Below are 15204 nucleotides of genomic sequence, written 5' to 3'. Positions count from 1 at the left end.
CGAAATTGTAGCCGCCGCGAGCGCACTTGGCACGTCACCCGTGGGGTGCGAAAATGCCGGCCGTACAGGGGGAAATTCGCAAAACGACCAGTCCGCGACCGGCATGCCGGTCGCGTCGCTGTGTCGTGAGGCTCAAAGACGGGCCGGCCCCTCCTGCGCCTGGCGAAAGGATTTGGGGTGCTGGTCGAACGTTTGGTTATGCAAGGCATGTCACCTGTGGCTCTTCTGCGCCGCGGGCGGGTTGCGTGCACGCCATGCCGGGGCATCCCCGCTCGCTTGCCCATCCTGCTGGCGCTGCTGCTGGCTCCCTGCCTGCACGCAGAGCCGTCCCCGCAGGTGGTTTCGCTTGGCGAGCTCTTTGCGCTGGCCCGTGACAGCGAACCCGGATACGATGCCGCACAGGCCAATCTCGCCGCTGCGCGGGCGCGGGTACGGCAGGCCTACGGCGCCATGCTGCCGCAGATCTCTGCGACCGGCAGCACCAACGGCAACAACCGCCGCTATGAAACCTTGGATACGACAACGGCAACGCTGCATGACGACTACCACGCGCGCACCGGCCAGCTGAGCCTCAACCAACCGATCTGGCGCAGGGCGAACCGCGTTGCGCTGTCCCAGGCTGGCAGCGCCGCAGACCAGGCCAACTGGCAGTTGGCCGACACTGAGCAGCAACTCTACGCCAAGCTCGCCACGGGCTGGTTCGAGCTGATGGAGGCGCGCGACGCTGTCGATTTCAACGCGGCCCAACGCGATGCCTTGAAGGCGCAATGGAACATCGCGCGGCGATCGGCCGAACTTGGCGCCAAGTCGCAGCCGGAGGCCGACGACGCACAGGCGAAATACGAACAGGCCGACGCCGACGCCCTTTCTGCGGAAATGGACGTCCAGACCAAGCTGGCGGCCATCGAACCGTGGATCGGTAGTGCGGACGATCTCGTGCAACCCTGGCTGCGTGAAGATGCGCGTATTCCGGACCTGCTTGGTGGCGATATCGATGCCTGGCTCGCACAGATCGATGCGCATTGCCCTGCCCTGCGCGCTTCATCGGCCGCGATTGCCGTGGCAGAAGCGGAAATCGCCAAGCAGCGCGCCGGGCATTTGCCGACGCTGGATTTCGTCGCCAGCTATGGCAACAACGACCAGAATGTGGGTAATTTTCCCGGTCAGCCGGGTTATCGCATCGCCACTGTTACGCTGGGATTGCAGCTGAACGTGCCGCTGTATTCGGGCGGCACGCAGTCGGCGAAGGTAGCTGAGGCACTCGCGTTGCGCGATAAGGCGCGCGACGATTTCGAATCGGCTCGCCGACAAGCGGTGCTCAACGTGAAAACCGCCTTTCTCGGCTGGCGCGCCGGGCGCGCCCGCACGCTTGCCGCTGGCACCGCGATCGATGCGGCCCGCCAGGCCCTGGCGCTGGCGACGCGCGGCACTGCGCACGGGGTCCGCACCGAGGCAGACATCCTTGCCGCCCGCCAGCAGCTCGCCGCCGCACGCCGCGACCGACGCAAGGGCAGTTACCAGCAACTCACGGCCTTCATCAAGCTCAAGGCCACGTTGGGGGATCTTTCCGGAACCGATGTCGACGAACTCGACGCCCTGTTCGTCAACGCACGCGACGACCACGACGAAATGACCGCGACCGTGGCGGAGGCTACTCGGTGAACGCCCTGCCTGACGACAGCATGGACAACGATGCAGCAAGCGTCGCCGGCGAGGTTGTGGAGGTGCCGACGCTTCCGGCCTGGGATCGATTCGTCACCGCCCGTACCTCGGATGCGTTCTGCGACGCGTGGCTTACGCTGATCTGCGAACGCTTTCCTGCGATTCGCAATGCTGCGGTGCTGGTCGAGTCGGCGGACGGAAAGAATTACGTCCCTATCGCCGTCTGGCCGTCGGCGGATGCCGGCATGTCGCGGATGGGAACCGCCGTGGGCCAGGCGCTTGCGGAACGGCGCGTGGTGATCGCTCCGGATCAGGAAACGCCGGGCATCCTGCATGTCGCCGTCCCCATCTCGGCAAACGAACGCGTCGCAGGTGCGGTTGCATTTGAGCTGTCCGGCGATGCCGGCATCGTTCCCGCACTGTTGCGTGAGGTGCATTGGGGCAGTGCCTGGCTGTCGAACCTGCTCGGCAAGCGGGATCAGGACATGGCCATCGCGGCTGGCGAGCGCACCACGGGCATCGTCCACACCCTGTCGGTGACGCTACGCCATGCACGTTTCCAGCAAGCGCTGTTCGATCTGGTCAACGAGCTGCGCCGCCGATTCACTGCCACCCGTGTTGCCGCCGGCATCATCCGGGACGCGCGCGTCACGCTTGCGGCGCTGTCCGAAGCGGCCACGTTCGAGACCTCATCTCCGCTGGTGCATGCCTATCGCGATGCCATGGCCGAAGTGTTCGACCTGGCCCAGACGATCGAGGCCAGTGGCGATGCAGGCGGCTTCCGCGCTCATGCAGAGCTCATGCGACGAACCGGTGCAGCGTATCTGTTGTCTGTCCCCATCGTGCATCAGCAACGGATCATCGCGGTGTTGACGCTGGAGCGCGAGACCGCTTTCAGCGAGGAAGAACGCCGCTGGATGGACACGTTTGCCGCGCTTATCGCCCCGGTGGTCGAGCAGCGTCTGCTGGCCGAACGTAGTTCGCTGCAACGCGTGAACGATGAAGGCCGGCGCTTCTGGGGCGCAATCGTGGGGCCCCGGCACCTGGTCTGGAAGGCTGTCGCGATGCTTGTGGCGCTGCTGATCCTCGTACTGGTCGCCGTGCCGGTCGATTATCGCGTCTCTGCCAAGACCGTCACCGAAGGCGAGATTCAGCGGGTTGCCGCCGCACCGTTCGAAGGCTTTCTTGCCGAAGGTCTGGTACGCGCGGGCGACATCGTGCGCAATGGCCAGCCGCTGGCGCGCCTGGACGACCACGAGCTGCGGATGGAGCGCATTCGTTGGGCCAGCGAGCGCGATCAGTACGACAACAAGCTGCGCGAAGCGATGGCCCAGCACGACCTGACTGCGATCCGCGTCACCGGCGCACAACTGGCAGAGGCACAGGCCCAGCTCGATTTGCTCGACGACAAGATCGGCCGCGCAACGGTGCGCTCGCCCTACGACGGGGTGGTTGTCTCCGGCGATCTCTCCCAGCAAGTGGGTACACCCGTGGAAGCGGGCAAGAAGCTGTTCGAAATTGCACCGCTGCACAGTTACCGGATCATCCTGGAGGTCGATGAGCACGACATGGCACCGGTGCGCGTCGGTCAGGCGGGCCAGTTGATGCTCAATGGTCTGGCCGGCGGTGCGCTGCCGATCCGGGTCGTGCGGGTCATGCCCGTGGCCACGGTCAAGGACGGCAAGAACGTCTATCGCGTCGAGGCAGCCTTGACGGGTGCAAACCAGCGCCTGTTGCCGGGTATGGAAGGTGTGGCCAAGGTGGGCGTGGGTCGTCGCCAACTGGGCTGGGTCTTGCTGCACAGCACGTTCGACTGGTTGCGCATGCAGTGGTGGAGCTGGGGTCTGTAACGGTGGCGCGCAGTCCTTTCAGCCCGAGCTGGCACAGCGTTGCGGAATTGACGCCGCGCCTGATGCCTTACGCGACCGTGCAGCGCATGATCTTCCGTGGCCGTCCCTGGTACGTGGTGCAGGACCAGGCCGGAGGCAAGGTGTACCGGCTGACCGGCGCGGCTTACGCGCTGCTTGCAGGGATGGACGGACGCACGACGGTACAGGCACTGTGGGAGCGCGCCAACGCCTCCGAGGTGCGCGATGCCTGCACCCAGCCGGAAGTGGTCGACCTGCTGACCCGCCTGCATGCCGCAGACCTGCTGCAGGCCGATGCAATGCCCGACTCGGCCGCCCTACTCGACCGCCACCGCAACAAGCGCACAGAAAAGATCAAGCAGTGGCTCATGAATCCGATGAGCCTGAAAATTCCACTCATCAATCCCGATCGTTTCCTCACCCGCTTCGAGCCCTATGTGGGCTGGTGCTTCGGTGCGTGGGGCGCTGCGCTGTGGGCGCTCGTGGTACTGCCTGCGCTATTCCTCGCCGCCCAGCACTGGTACGACCTCACCGAAAACCTGTCGGATCGCGTGCTCTCCGGCAGCAACCTGGTGGTCATGGCGGCCGTCTACCCGGTAGTGAAACTGCTACACGAGCTCGGGCACGGCTTCGCAACCAAGCGCTGGGGCGGAGCCGTACGCGAACTGGGGCTGATGTTCCTGATCTTCGCGCCCGTCCCCTATGTCGAAGCGTCCTCCTCGTCGGCCTTCGCCTCGAAGTACCGGCGTGCAACGGTTGCGGCCGCCGGCATGCTGGTGGAACTATTCCTTGCGGCGCTGGCGCTGCACATATGGCTGGCTGCCGAACCCGGCATCCTGCGTGGCGTGGCCTTCAACGTAATGGTGATCTGTGGCGTTTCCACCTTGGTGGTCAACGGCAACCCGCTGCTGCGCTACGACGGGTACTACATCCTCTCCGACCTGATCGAGATACCCAACCTGGCCCAGCGTGGGCAGGCATGGTGGACCTACCTGATTGACCGCTATGGCTTTGGCTCGACCGACGCAATGCGTCCTGACGAGACGCCCTCCGAACAACAATGGCTGGTCGCATACACGCCGCTGGCGTTCTGCTATCGCACGTTTGTCACCGTCTCGGTGATTCTCGCGGTTGCCAACAAGTATTTTTTCGTCGGCGTGCTCATGGCGCTTTGGAGCGCCTGGGGTCTGTTCGGAGCGCCCTTGCGCAAGGGCTGGAAGCACCTGTCTTCATCCGGCTCGCTGCAACGCGTGCGGCAACAGGCAATGCGCCGCACTGCGTGTTTTGTCGGCGGCCTGGTGCTGCTGCTTGTCCTCGTTCCAGTGCCGATGCACAGCCGTTCGCTTGGCGTTGTCTGGCTCCCCGATCGGGCAATGTTGCATGCGGGCGGCAATGGCTTCTTCGTCCGTTGGCTGGTCACTCCGGGCACGAACGTCCGCCGCGGGCAGCCCCTGTATCGCCTGGAGAATCCGCAACTGCGTGCCGAGGCGGCCGTTGCGCGTGCGAAGGTGGATCAGGCTCAGGCACGCTACGACGCCGAACACTATTCGGATCCGACCAAGGCCGCCATTTCCGGCCGCCAACTGGCCGAAGCTCAGGAAAGCCTGGAACGTGCCGAACTACGGCTTGCCAGGCTGACAGGCCGCGCCGGAGACGATGGCGCACTGGTCGTCGCCACTGCGCAGGACATGCCGGGCCATTACTACAAGCAGGGTGAGCTACTCGGTTACGTGCTGCAGGAGCGCGAGATGATCGTCCGTGCTGTCGTCCAGCAGGACGACATCGACCTGGTGAGCGGCCGTCTCTCCGGCGCACGATTGCATCTGGCCGGCTCGCTCGGCGATGCATGGACGACCAAGGTGATCCGTGCCTTTCCCAGCGCTGTCGACGAGTTGCCCACTGCAGCCCTCGGCCTCACTGCAGGCGGCATCATTGCGACCAATCCCAACGACACGAACGGCGTCAAGACGATCCAGCGCGTCTTCATCGTTGATCTTGCCTTGCCCCCCGACGCCAGACCACGTTTCGGCGAACGTGCGCAGGTCCGTTTCGAGCACGGGAGCGAGCCACTTGCCATGCAGGGATTCCGGCGGCTCAGGCAGGTCTTCCTGAGTCATTTCGATGTCTGATGTACGCGCCTTGCTCGCCGCGCGCCATATTGAGCTTGGCGATGGCCCGTATCTGGAGCGCGTCGATGCCAAGCGCTCGGTCTGGGAGGAGCGTTTGCGTACCTGGCTGGCGCGTGTGCCCCGTTTCCACCAGCGTGCCACACGCCGTTTCGTCGATGCGACCAACGCAAACGAGGGTGCCGCCAAGGCTCTCGACGACGACGCATTGAGAGCGCGACTGGCCACCGAGGCGCACCGCATGCGGCACGAGGGCTTTTCCGACGAGCGGCTGGCGGTCTCCTTTGCGCTAATCCGCGAGGCCTCGCGACGCACCCTTGGCATGCGTCACCACGATGTGCAGTTGATGGCGGGACGTGCCCTGCTACAAGGTCGTCTGGCAGAAATGTCCACGGGCGAAGGCAAGACGCTGGCGGCGACCCTGGCGGCATGCTCTGCCGCTGTCACCGGGGCCGCGACGCATGTGGTGACTGTCAACGACTATCTCGCCGAGCGCGATGCCGAGCACAACACGCCATTGTTCGATTTTCTTGGCCTGTCGGTCGGCGTGGTACTACAGGACATGTCGATTCCTGATCGACGCACCGCATACTCTTGCAACATCACTTATGTATCGAATAAAGAGCTGACATTCGATTACCTCAAGGACATGATCGCACTCGGGGATGCCTCGCGCACCCAGCAATGCCTGCGCGAGTTCGCGGGTGGCCGCGTGGCGGAAGCGCCGATTCTGCGCGGACTGCATATTGCCATCATCGACGAGGCGGACAGCGTCCTGATTGACGAGGCTAGCACACCGCTGATCATCTCCGAGACCCTACCCGACGATCTCGATCCGACCGTGTATAGCCGCGCCATCGAACTGGCACGTTCGCTGGAAGAGAACGTCCATTACCGTCGCTCGCAACATCGCGATTTCTGGCTCACCCCGGCCGGGAAAACATATGCAAGGGAACTCGCATCTGAATGGGACGGACTGTGGCGTTCGCCGATGTGGCGGGAAGAGTTCATCCAAAAGGCGCTCTCGGCGATTCATGGTTTTCAGCGTGACCAGCATTACATCCTGGCCGAGGGAAAGGTGCAGATTGTGGATGAATCCACCGGCCGGGTGATGGCCGACCGAACATGGGAACGTGGATTGCATCAGATGATCGAATGCAAGGAGAACTGCGAGATCACCGGCCAACGGCGCACACTTGCGCAGATCACCTATCAGCGCTTTTTCGGTCGCTATCTCATGCTGTGCGGCATGACCGGCACCGCGCAGGAGGTCGCCAGCGAAGTCAAAGGAAGCTACGACCTTTCGATAACGCGCATTCCTACGCACAAACCAACCCGGCGTCGCCGGCTTGCCGATACGCTTTGCCGCCGTTCGGAAGAACGCTGGCAGGCAGTTGCATCGCGAGCCGTTGAAATGGCCTCGTTGGGACGCGCTGTTCTTGTTGGCACGCGCTCGGTGGAAGCATCTGAAAAGCTGTCTGCTGTCTTCGATGCCCAGGGCATCGCCCATGCTGTCTTGAACGCCAGACAGGACAAAGGCGAGGCAGATGCGGTCGCTGCGGCTGGTGCGGCCGGGCGAATCACAGTGGCCACCAACATGGCCGGCCGCGGTACGGACATCAAGCTGAGCAAGGAAGCCGAGGCCGCCGGTGGACTTCATGTCATCCTTACCGAATTCCACGAATCTGCGCGGGTGGATCGACAGTTGTTCGGGCGTTGCGCGCGCCAGGGAGATCCCGGAAGCACCGAGGCCATCGTCAGCGTGGAAGACGATCTGTTCCAACGCTTTGCCCCTGCCGCGCATCAACTCCTGCTTGGCCGCCTGGTACCTGCCCGGCTGGCGAACGAACACGTCGTGCGCCGCTACGTCACCTGGTTACAGGACCGCGCCGAACGACATTATCGCCAGCAGCGCGTTATGACGCAGAAGCGCGATGCAGAGTGGGTCAAATCGCTGGCCTTTGTGGGCAAGAGTCGGCGCTAATTTCCCTTAAGGTCCCCTATCGCAGCCCGTCCCAGAACAACGCGCAGGCAGTACCTCTATTTGCGCTATCGAAACTGTGGCTGAGACGAAATTAGTGACTGGCTGCCTTGGGATGTGTGCACCTGTACAAGTGGTTTTCTCGCGAAAACGCTAGAAATCGCGCAAAATCCAAAGATACGGACGCGATTCACCACAACAATGCCGCATCCGGCGTTCTCAGACGTCGTGGTTCAGACCTCCCTAAAAGCTATGTCAAATGACTTGATCGCAGAATGCGCCCCGCGATCAAGCAGGCTCTTTCGCTGATGCATTGACGAGTTCTGCATCAATGCAACCAGCAGACGCCTCAACCCGCGATGGTAAAGACAGACCCCGAATCCACCCGGATCCCGGCGCCGTTGATGAAGCTGGCGCGCTCTGAGCACAGGAAGGCAACCGCCGAGGCCACTTCTTCCGGGCGGCCACGTCGCTTGAGCACCATGCCGGGACGCTCTTCGTCCAGGAACGATTCGATCGCCTGCTCGAACGTGGTTCCGTTTTCGCTGGCGCGCTTTTGCATCATCTTGTCGGTCATCGGGGTTGCGATGAAGGCGGGCGACACCGTATTGACCAGCACGTTGTCCGGCCCGTAGGCCTTGGACAGGCCCTTGGCCAGGCTGAGGATTCCTGCCTTCGATGCGCAGTAGGGCAGCTCGTCCACGTAAGGCTGCACGGCATCCTCGGAGGCGAACAGCACGATCCGGCCCCATTGATTGCGGCGCATCGCGGGGATGGCCTGGCGGCACATGCGCACTGCGCCCATCAAGTTGATGTCCAGCGTTTCGAGCCAGCCGGCGTCGCTGATCTCCAGGAAGTCGCCGGTTGCGCCGGTGACGCCCGCTGCGTTGATGTAGATGTCGGGGTCGCCCAGTTGTTCGCGCACCTGTGTCCAGATGGCGGCGACGTCCTGCTCGCGGGTGACGTCGCCCTCGATGGCGATGATCTGCCCCAGGCCCGACAGCTCGGCCACTGCCTGGTCGAGCGTACCGTCCGGAAGATCGGTGATCGCCACGCGCACGCCGGCTTCGAGCAGCTGCCGCGCAGTCTCCTTGCCCATTCCCGAGTCGCCGCCACTGATGAGGGCGATCCGATTGTTGATTCCGAGATCCATGCTGAACTCCTGGTGGTAGAGAGAGGTGGTGGTATGCACGCAACTAGCGGGCAAGAAAACGCTCCGCCGTGCGCAGGCCAAGTGCCATCTGCGTCAGCGCGGGATTGGCTGCCAGCGCACTTGGAAAAATCGAGTTGTCGCAGATGTAGAGGTTGGCGATATCGAATGCGCGGCCGTCCGGGTCGACCACGGCCTGCTCCGGATCGGTGCCCATGCGGCAGGTACCCAATGTGTGTGCGGAGCGGGCGGCGGCGAAGATGCGTTGTGCACCTGCCGCCTCCCAGATTGCGTGCAGCGATGTGCGGGCGTGGGCATCGATCGCGCGTTCGTTGGGCCCGTAACTGAAGTCGATACGCGCCTTGCGCTGGCCGAAGGCATCGAGCTCATCGGACAGAGTCAGCCGGTTGGCGTCTTGCGGCAGGCATTCGCCATTGATGCCGATGCCGGCCAGGCGGTTGTAACGCGCCATGGTCGAGACGAGCTCCCTCCCCCACAGGCCTGCGCCACGTGCCAGGGTGTTGGCCAGGGTGATCGGCTGCACGCCCAGGCTCTGCACCAGATAGCCGCCGATGAAATCGGGATTGGTCGGGCGCAGCATGTCCTCGGTGATCAGCGACGAGGGGTAGCCGCGGTTCATGCGCATGTCCGCATCGAACTCCCCCCACACCTGGGTGGCCACATGCGCCATGAAATTGCGCCCGACCTGACCGCTGGAGTTGGCCAACCCCAGGTTGAGCAGCAAGCGCGGTGTTTCCACGCCGCCTGCGCACAGGAACAGGCTTGTGCAACGCTGGCGCAGTTCGCGTCCGTCCTGTTGATAGACCACCGCGCTGACCATGCCACGCGCATCGCGCTCGACATCGGTGACCCGGCAGCCGGTTCGCAACTGGGCACCGTACGCGCGCGCCAGCGGTAGCCAGGTGGTATCGACGCTCACCTTGGCGCCATTGCTGCAACCTTGATGACAGGCGCCGCAGTTGTTGCAGGCCGCGCGCATGCCGTAGTGCGGCTGCGCATGCGCTCTGGTCACCAACGCGGCAGGGGCATCGGTGGCGGTGATGCCGAGCGTGCGGCAACCGCGCTCCATTGCGTTGGCCGACGCATTGCGCTGCGGCGGCGCATAGGCGTAGTTGCGCTCGGGATCCCACGGATAGTGCGCCGGCCCGGAGACGCCGATGAACTCCTCGACGCGGCGGATATAGGACAGCAGCTCTTCATGCGCGATCGGCCAGCCCATGCTGCGCTGCCCGGTGTGCGTCGACAGGCTCAGATCGCGCTTGTCCGGACGCGGGCAGAAGGCGCCCCAGTGCAGGGTCGAACCACCCAGGCCAGAACCGGAATTGTTAGCGCCGAATGCGGTGGGCGTCTGCCCGCCGCTCAGGCGCTCCTCCATCCAGTAGATGCCGGTGGTCAGCTCATCGGGCAGATGGGAGGCAGGGCTGAAGGCCGCACCCGCCTCCAGCACCACCACCGACAGACCTGCCTGTGCAAGCCGTGCGGCCAGCGGGCCGCCGCCTGCTCCGCTGCCTACCACCACCACATCGACCGCAGCGTCGTTGATGCCCCGGCTCATCGCAGGCCTTCGGCGGGAAGCTGCCAGGCTTCCTGCCGGTCGGCTGCAGTGTGCTGATAGCCCAGGCTGTCGATACCGACACCGCCAACTGCAAAGCCGTCGTATCCCAATGCGGCCATCGTGGCGGGAAGGCCGACCCAGGTCCGCACGGCTTCGGCGCGCACATCCTCGAACCAGTGCGCCAGCTGCGCTGCATCCAGCCCATGTGCCGAGGAATCGCCAGCCGTCGCGCGCGACACCTCGCGCAGCCAATGGTCCTGGGTTTCCGCAGGCAGGCCAGCGAAGCCATTGCTCAGCGCGTCGAGCGTGTCGAGCCCCAGCGGCATCGCCAGCCGATCGGGTGGCAACGCGGCATGGCGCCAACCATCTCCTGCGCCTTCGGCAAGCTGGACGTCGATCCGCCGTGCAATCGCGTGTGCATCGCTTTCCCCATCCAATACGCGCGCAACGACTGCGACGAGTATCTCCAGTTGATGCTGGCTCAGCACGCCTTGCGCATCTGCGGGTGGGCCGGCATGCCGGCTGAGCAGCAGCTTGCGCATGCGCGGGGCAACCCGGTCTGCATTGAGCAGCCTGACGAAGTCATCGGGCAGGCACGTGTCCATGCTGCGCTCCACATGCGCTGCGATCAGCTGCGCCAGGTGTTGCGGTTGTTCGTAGGGGATCAGGTGCGCGGCGTCGGCCACGACGGCGAGCTGCGCAGCGTGATAATGCGGCGCGTTCAACGTGCTTTGCGCGGCGTCGCCGAGGTCGCCATCCTCGCTGCCGGCGAGGATCAACGCCGGCACGTGCATGCAGCCGGCCTGCGCACTGCAGTCCTCACGACTGGCGTGTGAGAGCCAGGCGATCCACGCTTTTGCACTGGTTCGCAGCACATCGTTTACGGCCGCGTCCCTCACAGGCGCAGGCAACCTCGCCGCACAGTTGTCGTCGATGAACTGCTCGGCCTCTTGCCGGGTGGGATGGCCTTTTTCGAACCAAGCCAGCATGGTCTGTCGGCGTGACTCCTCCATCGGCTCCGGCGCTGGCGGTGACGCCGCGACCAGGATCACGCCGGCCAGGCCGGCAAGCCCGGCCACGCCCTCGCGTGCCTGCGCCGCTGCCAGGGTGGCGATCTTTCCGCCCATGCTGTGTCCGACCACAAACCAGCAGGTCGGTTGCCGCCGAATCACCTCTTCGACAAACCAGGCAACCAGTGCGGCGGTGTCGACATGCTGCAGCGGCTGCGCGTCTCCAAAGCCTGGAATATCGAGCGCCACACAATCGAAGCGCGCCTCCAGTCGCTGGATCACCCCAGACCACTCGTTACTGCTGGACCCAAGGGCGTGCAGGAAGAACAGCGTCGGCTTCGCCATGTAACACCTCTCTCCATCAGGCGCGCATGATGACCGGCGCTTTGTCCATGCCTCGTGCAGATGAGTCCGACATCGTGTGATGACGCGAGGCTCGTCGCTTGTCCGGGAACACCACCCATCGCATCCCGATCGGCATGCCTGCAAGGCGGCAGATCAGCGTCACACATGCGGCCTTGTCGCACGCCCTATCTGTCAGCGTGCCGTTGCAACTGCATCGGGTTCAGCGGATAAGCGTGTGCACCTGCATCGCTCGCCCGATGGCTTCAATGGACCACGACACCTCACACCAGATCACGATAATCCTGCAGGATCACCATCACCAACTGGCTGCGCGAGCGCACGTCGAGCTTGTTGAACAGCTGCTGGAAGGTGGCCTTGATCGCGCTTTCCGAACTGCCGAGCTGGCGTGCGATCAACTTGTTGGACTGCCCGCGCAGCAGGCCACGCAGCACTTCGCGCTCACGGTCGGTAAAACTGGGCCGGCTTTCCTGGGTGCCCTGGGCGACCAGCGATTGCAGATAACGCTGGTCGATCAGCACCCGGCCCATCGCCACCGCATGGATGCTGTCGATCAGTTCATCGGTGGAGACATCCTTGCGGCAGATACCGGACACGCCGAGCCGGATCAAGGCCAGTGCGTCGCGCTCGGGCAGGCCGGCGGTGACGACCAGCGTGGCCGGACGGCGCGCCTGCTCGGCCTGGCGCCGCATGTAGTCCAGCGCGTTGTACTCGCCCATGTCGTAGTCGAGGATGACCACGTCCGGCATCAGCGAGGCGATCTGTACGATGGCCTGCGCCAATGCGCCGGACTGCCCGACCACCTCGAAACGGGCATCGGCACCGAGCAGGCGCAGCAGGCCCTCGCGGAACAGCGTGTGGTCGTCCAGCAGATAGAGGCGCACCGGTGCGCGCCGCGACTCATCCATCCGGCGCCTCCGCATATGCTGCGTGCGCCAGCGGCAGATGCAGCTCGAAACAGGCGCCTTCGCCGCCGGGCGCGTAACGCAGCAGACCGCCCTGGTTGGCCATCAGCGCACGCGAGATGTACAGCCCCAGCCCGGAGCCATCGCTGTCGCTGCGGAACGGCTGGAACAGGCGGCCCGGCTCGGCGATGCCGGGCCCGGTGTCGCGCACGCTCAGCACCGCGCGCTCCTGCTCCAGGCGCGCACTGACGATCAACTGGCGGCGTTGCGGTGGCAGCGCCTGCACCGCGCGCAGCGAATTGCGCGCCAGATTGAGCAGCACCTGCAGCAATGCATGGCGGTCGCCGTGCACCGAGGGGAAGTCGGCCGCGATCTGGATCACCAACTGGCCATCGACGTCCTCCCAGTCCGAACGGATGATCACATCCAGCTCGCTGCACAGCGTCTGCAGCCGCGTTTCATGCGCGTCGTCGGGCAGCTGCCGACGCAGGTTGAAGGACGCCAGCTCCATCAATGCCGCCACCAAGCTACGCAACGCGGCCAGATCCGGATCTGCGCCAATGGCCGGATGCCGCGCCAGGTTGGAGGTGACCACGCCCGCCGCCGAACACAGGTTGCGGATCTCGTGCGACACCGCGCCGGCCAGCAGGCGATTGTTTTTCAGCACATCGTCGAAGTGCGCCGATTCGCGTGCGCGTACTTCCTCGCTGGTGTCGACCAGGATCGCGGCCAGGTGACGCTCGGCGCTGTCTTCGTAGACCGAGAACCAGGTGGTGGCCGGAAAGCGGGTGCCGTCGCTGCGGCAACCCCAGGTGCTGGCGGAGGTGCGCATGCCATCCAGGTTGGCGCTCATGCTCAGCGCATCGTCCAGCAGCGGCAGGAACTCGCGCACCGCGCGGCCTTCCAGCCCGCCCTCCTCGGCCATGTCCAGGATCTCGTGCGCGGCGCGGTTGGCCGCCACGATGCGGCCGTCGCCGGCCACGGTCAGCAATGCCGCCGGGCTGCTCTCGGCAAGCAGCCGCAATTGCCGCTCCAGCCGCCGGCGCAGCCGCTGTTCGGCACGCAGCTGCACGTAATGGGCCAGGATCACCCGGCGGGTGCGGCTGATTTCAGCCACGAGCAGCCCGCAGCCGGCATAGGCAACCGTCGCCATGAAAAAGCGCAGTGCCTGTTCGACCGGGGTTTCGTCGGTGACGAACAGGCCGCGCAGCACCGCACAGGCAATCGCCGCGATGACGATGTCGCGCCGCGATAGCACCGTGGCCGCCAGCACCACCGGCAGGATGTACAGCAGCCCCAGCGATACGCCCAGGTGCGAGTACCACTCCGCCCACACCAGCGAGGCCAGCATCGCCAGCGACGCCCATAGCGTCGGGCCGCGATTGAGCTTGACCACCTGTCCGCGCCACTTGAATGGCAGTCTCAGTCTGTCCATTGCCTACCCATGCACCTGCGCTGCAATGCCGCTCCTCTGTTGCGATGGTTGATGCCACAGCATCGTGGCCAGGGCTGCGGATTTCACCTATCGAAAGATAGGCCGGCCGCATCGTTCGGACGGTGCGCGCACTGTCCAACGCTGGCGCAAGGATGGCAGACACGACCGTGGAGGCTGGGTGTAATGCATCCACCCCACGTCGACGTTGCCTCTCCCATGATCACCCGCGATACGTTCCCGTTGCGACGCATCTGGCCCAAGACCTACAAGCGCCTGCTGGTGTTGCTGGCGTTCGACTGCGCCGTGGCCGTGCTCTACACCTTCTTCGGCTGGCAGTGGCTGTCGATCGAAGCCTTGCCGCTGGCCCAGCTCGGCTCGGCGCTCACCATCTTCCTGGCGTTCCGCGCCAATGCGGCCTATGGCCGCTGGTGGGAAGCGCGCCAACTCTGGGGCGCGCTGGTGAACACCTCGCGCGCCATCGCACGCCAGGCCCTGACCGCGCTGGATGTGGACCCGGCCGACCCGCGCCAGGCCGCACTGCGCGACGATATCGTGGTGCACCAGGTCGCCTTCGTGCACGCCTTGCGCTGTCACCTGCGCCGGCAGAACCCGTTTCCCGAGTTGGCCGGGCTGCTCGGCCAGGCACGCGCCGACGACCTGCGCGGCTACGCCAACATCCCCAACGCGCTGACCCTGCGGCTGGGCCAGCAACTGCAGCAAGCGCGCGACTGGGGCATGCTCGACAGCCTGCGCTGGTCGTCGCTGGACGCCAACCTCACCACGCTGGCCAATATTCAGGGCGCCTGCGAGCGCATCAAGAACACCCCGCTGCCGCGGCAGTTCTCCTCGCTGCCGCGCACGCTGGTGAACATGTATTGCTGGCTAGTGCCGCTGGGCCTGATCGCCGGCATGGGCCTGGCCATGCCGATCGCCTCGGTGCTGATCAGCTTCACCCTGATCGCCATCGACAGCGCCAGCAGCGCCATCGAAGACCCGTTCGAGAACACCGTGCACGACACCCCGATGACCGCGCTGTCGCGCGGCATCGAACTCACCCTGCGCGAAATGCTGGGCCAGCGCGTACCGCTGCGCGAAGTGCGCGCCATCGACGGTTTCATCTACTGACCA

10 protein-coding genes are annotated in these 15204 nt (G+C 64.8%); 5 read left to right on the top strand and 5 right to left on the bottom strand.

What is annotated here, in order from left to right:
- Window positions 1–276 precede the first annotated feature (276 nt).
- Genes ACCQ04_RS10280 through ACCQ04_RS10265 form a run of 4 tightly spaced genes read left to right on the top strand, consistent with a single transcriptional unit; the run spans window position 277 to window position 7640 of the window.
- Window positions 277–1662, top strand: coding sequence for a TolC family outer membrane protein (locus ACCQ04_RS10280; RefSeq protein ID WP_226427854.1), 1386 nt, complete (start codon window positions 277–279; stop codon window positions 1660–1662).
- Window positions 1659–3512 (top strand): GAF domain-containing protein, encoded by a 1854-nt coding sequence (locus ACCQ04_RS10275; RefSeq protein ID WP_226427853.1) that lies wholly within the window; start codon window positions 1659–1661, stop codon window positions 3510–3512. Before ACCQ04_RS10280 ends, ACCQ04_RS10275 begins: the two co-directional genes overlap by 4 nt.
- 2 nt (window positions 3513–3514) lie before the next feature.
- On the top strand, window positions 3515–5659 hold the full coding sequence (locus tag ACCQ04_RS10270) for a hypothetical protein (protein ID WP_372383685.1): 2145 nt from the start codon (window positions 3515–3517) through the stop codon (window positions 5657–5659).
- Entirely contained in the window at window positions 5652–7640 is a 1989-nt protein-coding gene (locus ACCQ04_RS10265) for a preprotein translocase subunit SecA (protein ID WP_226427851.1), read from the top strand. Before ACCQ04_RS10270 ends, ACCQ04_RS10265 begins: the two co-directional genes overlap by 8 nt.
- A 346-nt stretch (window positions 7641–7986) precedes the next feature.
- Here the strand turns inward: ACCQ04_RS10265 and ACCQ04_RS10260 are convergent, their stop codons facing one another.
- The 5 genes from ACCQ04_RS10260 to ACCQ04_RS10240 all read right to left on the bottom strand — a co-directional run bounded on the left by ACCQ04_RS10260 (window position 7987) and on the right by ACCQ04_RS10240 (window position 14076).
- Entirely contained in the window at window positions 7987–8790 is an 804-nt protein-coding gene (locus ACCQ04_RS10260; protein WP_226427850.1) for an SDR family NAD(P)-dependent oxidoreductase, read from the bottom strand.
- 43 nt (window positions 8791–8833) lie between these two features.
- Window positions 8834–10363, bottom strand: coding sequence for a GMC family oxidoreductase (locus ACCQ04_RS10255; protein ID WP_226427849.1), 1530 nt, complete (start codon window positions 10361–10363; stop codon window positions 8834–8836).
- Window positions 10360–11718 (bottom strand): alpha/beta hydrolase, encoded by a 1359-nt coding sequence (locus ACCQ04_RS10250; protein ID WP_226427872.1) that lies wholly within the window; start codon window positions 11716–11718, stop codon window positions 10360–10362. The genes ACCQ04_RS10255 and ACCQ04_RS10250 overlap by 4 nt, the downstream gene beginning before the upstream one ends.
- A gap of 281 nt (window positions 11719–11999) precedes the next feature.
- Window positions 12000–12644, bottom strand: a complete 645-nt coding sequence (locus ACCQ04_RS10245) for a LuxR C-terminal-related transcriptional regulator (protein WP_065031359.1) — start codon at window positions 12642–12644, stop codon at window positions 12000–12002.
- Window positions 12637–14076 (bottom strand): ATP-binding protein, encoded by a 1440-nt coding sequence (locus ACCQ04_RS10240; RefSeq protein ID WP_184627787.1) that lies wholly within the window; start codon window positions 14074–14076, stop codon window positions 12637–12639. The genes ACCQ04_RS10245 and ACCQ04_RS10240 overlap by 8 nt, the downstream gene beginning before the upstream one ends.
- Window positions 14077–14259: 183 nt before the next feature.
- Between ACCQ04_RS10240 and ACCQ04_RS10235 the strand changes: the two genes are divergently transcribed.
- Window positions 14260–15201, top strand: a complete 942-nt coding sequence (locus ACCQ04_RS10235; RefSeq protein WP_226427848.1) for a bestrophin family protein — start codon at window positions 14260–14262, stop codon at window positions 15199–15201.
- The last annotated feature ends 3 nt before the right edge of the window (window positions 15202–15204 follow it).

The sequence above is a fragment of the Xanthomonas sp. NCPPB 2866 genome, from assembly GCF_041475745.2.
GTDB classification, from domain to species: Bacteria; Pseudomonadota; Gammaproteobacteria; order Xanthomonadales; family Xanthomonadaceae; genus Xanthomonas; species Xanthomonas arboricola.
The sequence above is the reverse complement of the archived record's forward strand: the minus strand, read 5'-3'. Positions and strand labels throughout refer to the sequence as shown.

What these genes read in the sequence shown, in the direction of transcription:
- ACCQ04_RS10265 (WP_226427851.1), top strand. Translation starts at nt 5,652, where the DNA reads ATGTCTGATGTACGCGCCTTGCTCGCCGCGCGCCATATTGAGCTTGGC.
- ACCQ04_RS10260 (WP_226427850.1), bottom strand. Translation starts at nt 8,790, where the DNA reads ATGGATCTCGGAATCAACAATCGGATCGCCCTCATCAGTGGCGGCGAC.
- ACCQ04_RS10255 (WP_226427849.1), bottom strand. Translation starts at nt 10,363, where the DNA reads ATGAGCCGGGGCATCAACGACGCTGCGGTCGATGTGGTGGTGGTAGGC.
- ACCQ04_RS10250 (WP_226427872.1), bottom strand. Translation starts at nt 11,718, where the DNA reads ATGGCGAAGCCGACGCTGTTCTTCCTGCACGCCCTTGGGTCCAGCAGT.
- ACCQ04_RS10245 (WP_065031359.1), bottom strand. Translation starts at nt 12,644, where the DNA reads ATGGATGAGTCGCGGCGCGCACCGGTGCGCCTCTATCTGCTGGACGAC.
- ACCQ04_RS10240 (WP_184627787.1), bottom strand. Translation starts at nt 14,076, where the DNA reads ATGGACAGACTGAGACTGCCATTCAAGTGGCGCGGACAGGTGGTCAAG.
- ACCQ04_RS10235 (WP_226427848.1), top strand. Translation starts at nt 14,260, where the DNA reads ATGCATCCACCCCACGTCGACGTTGCCTCTCCCATGATCACCCGCGAT.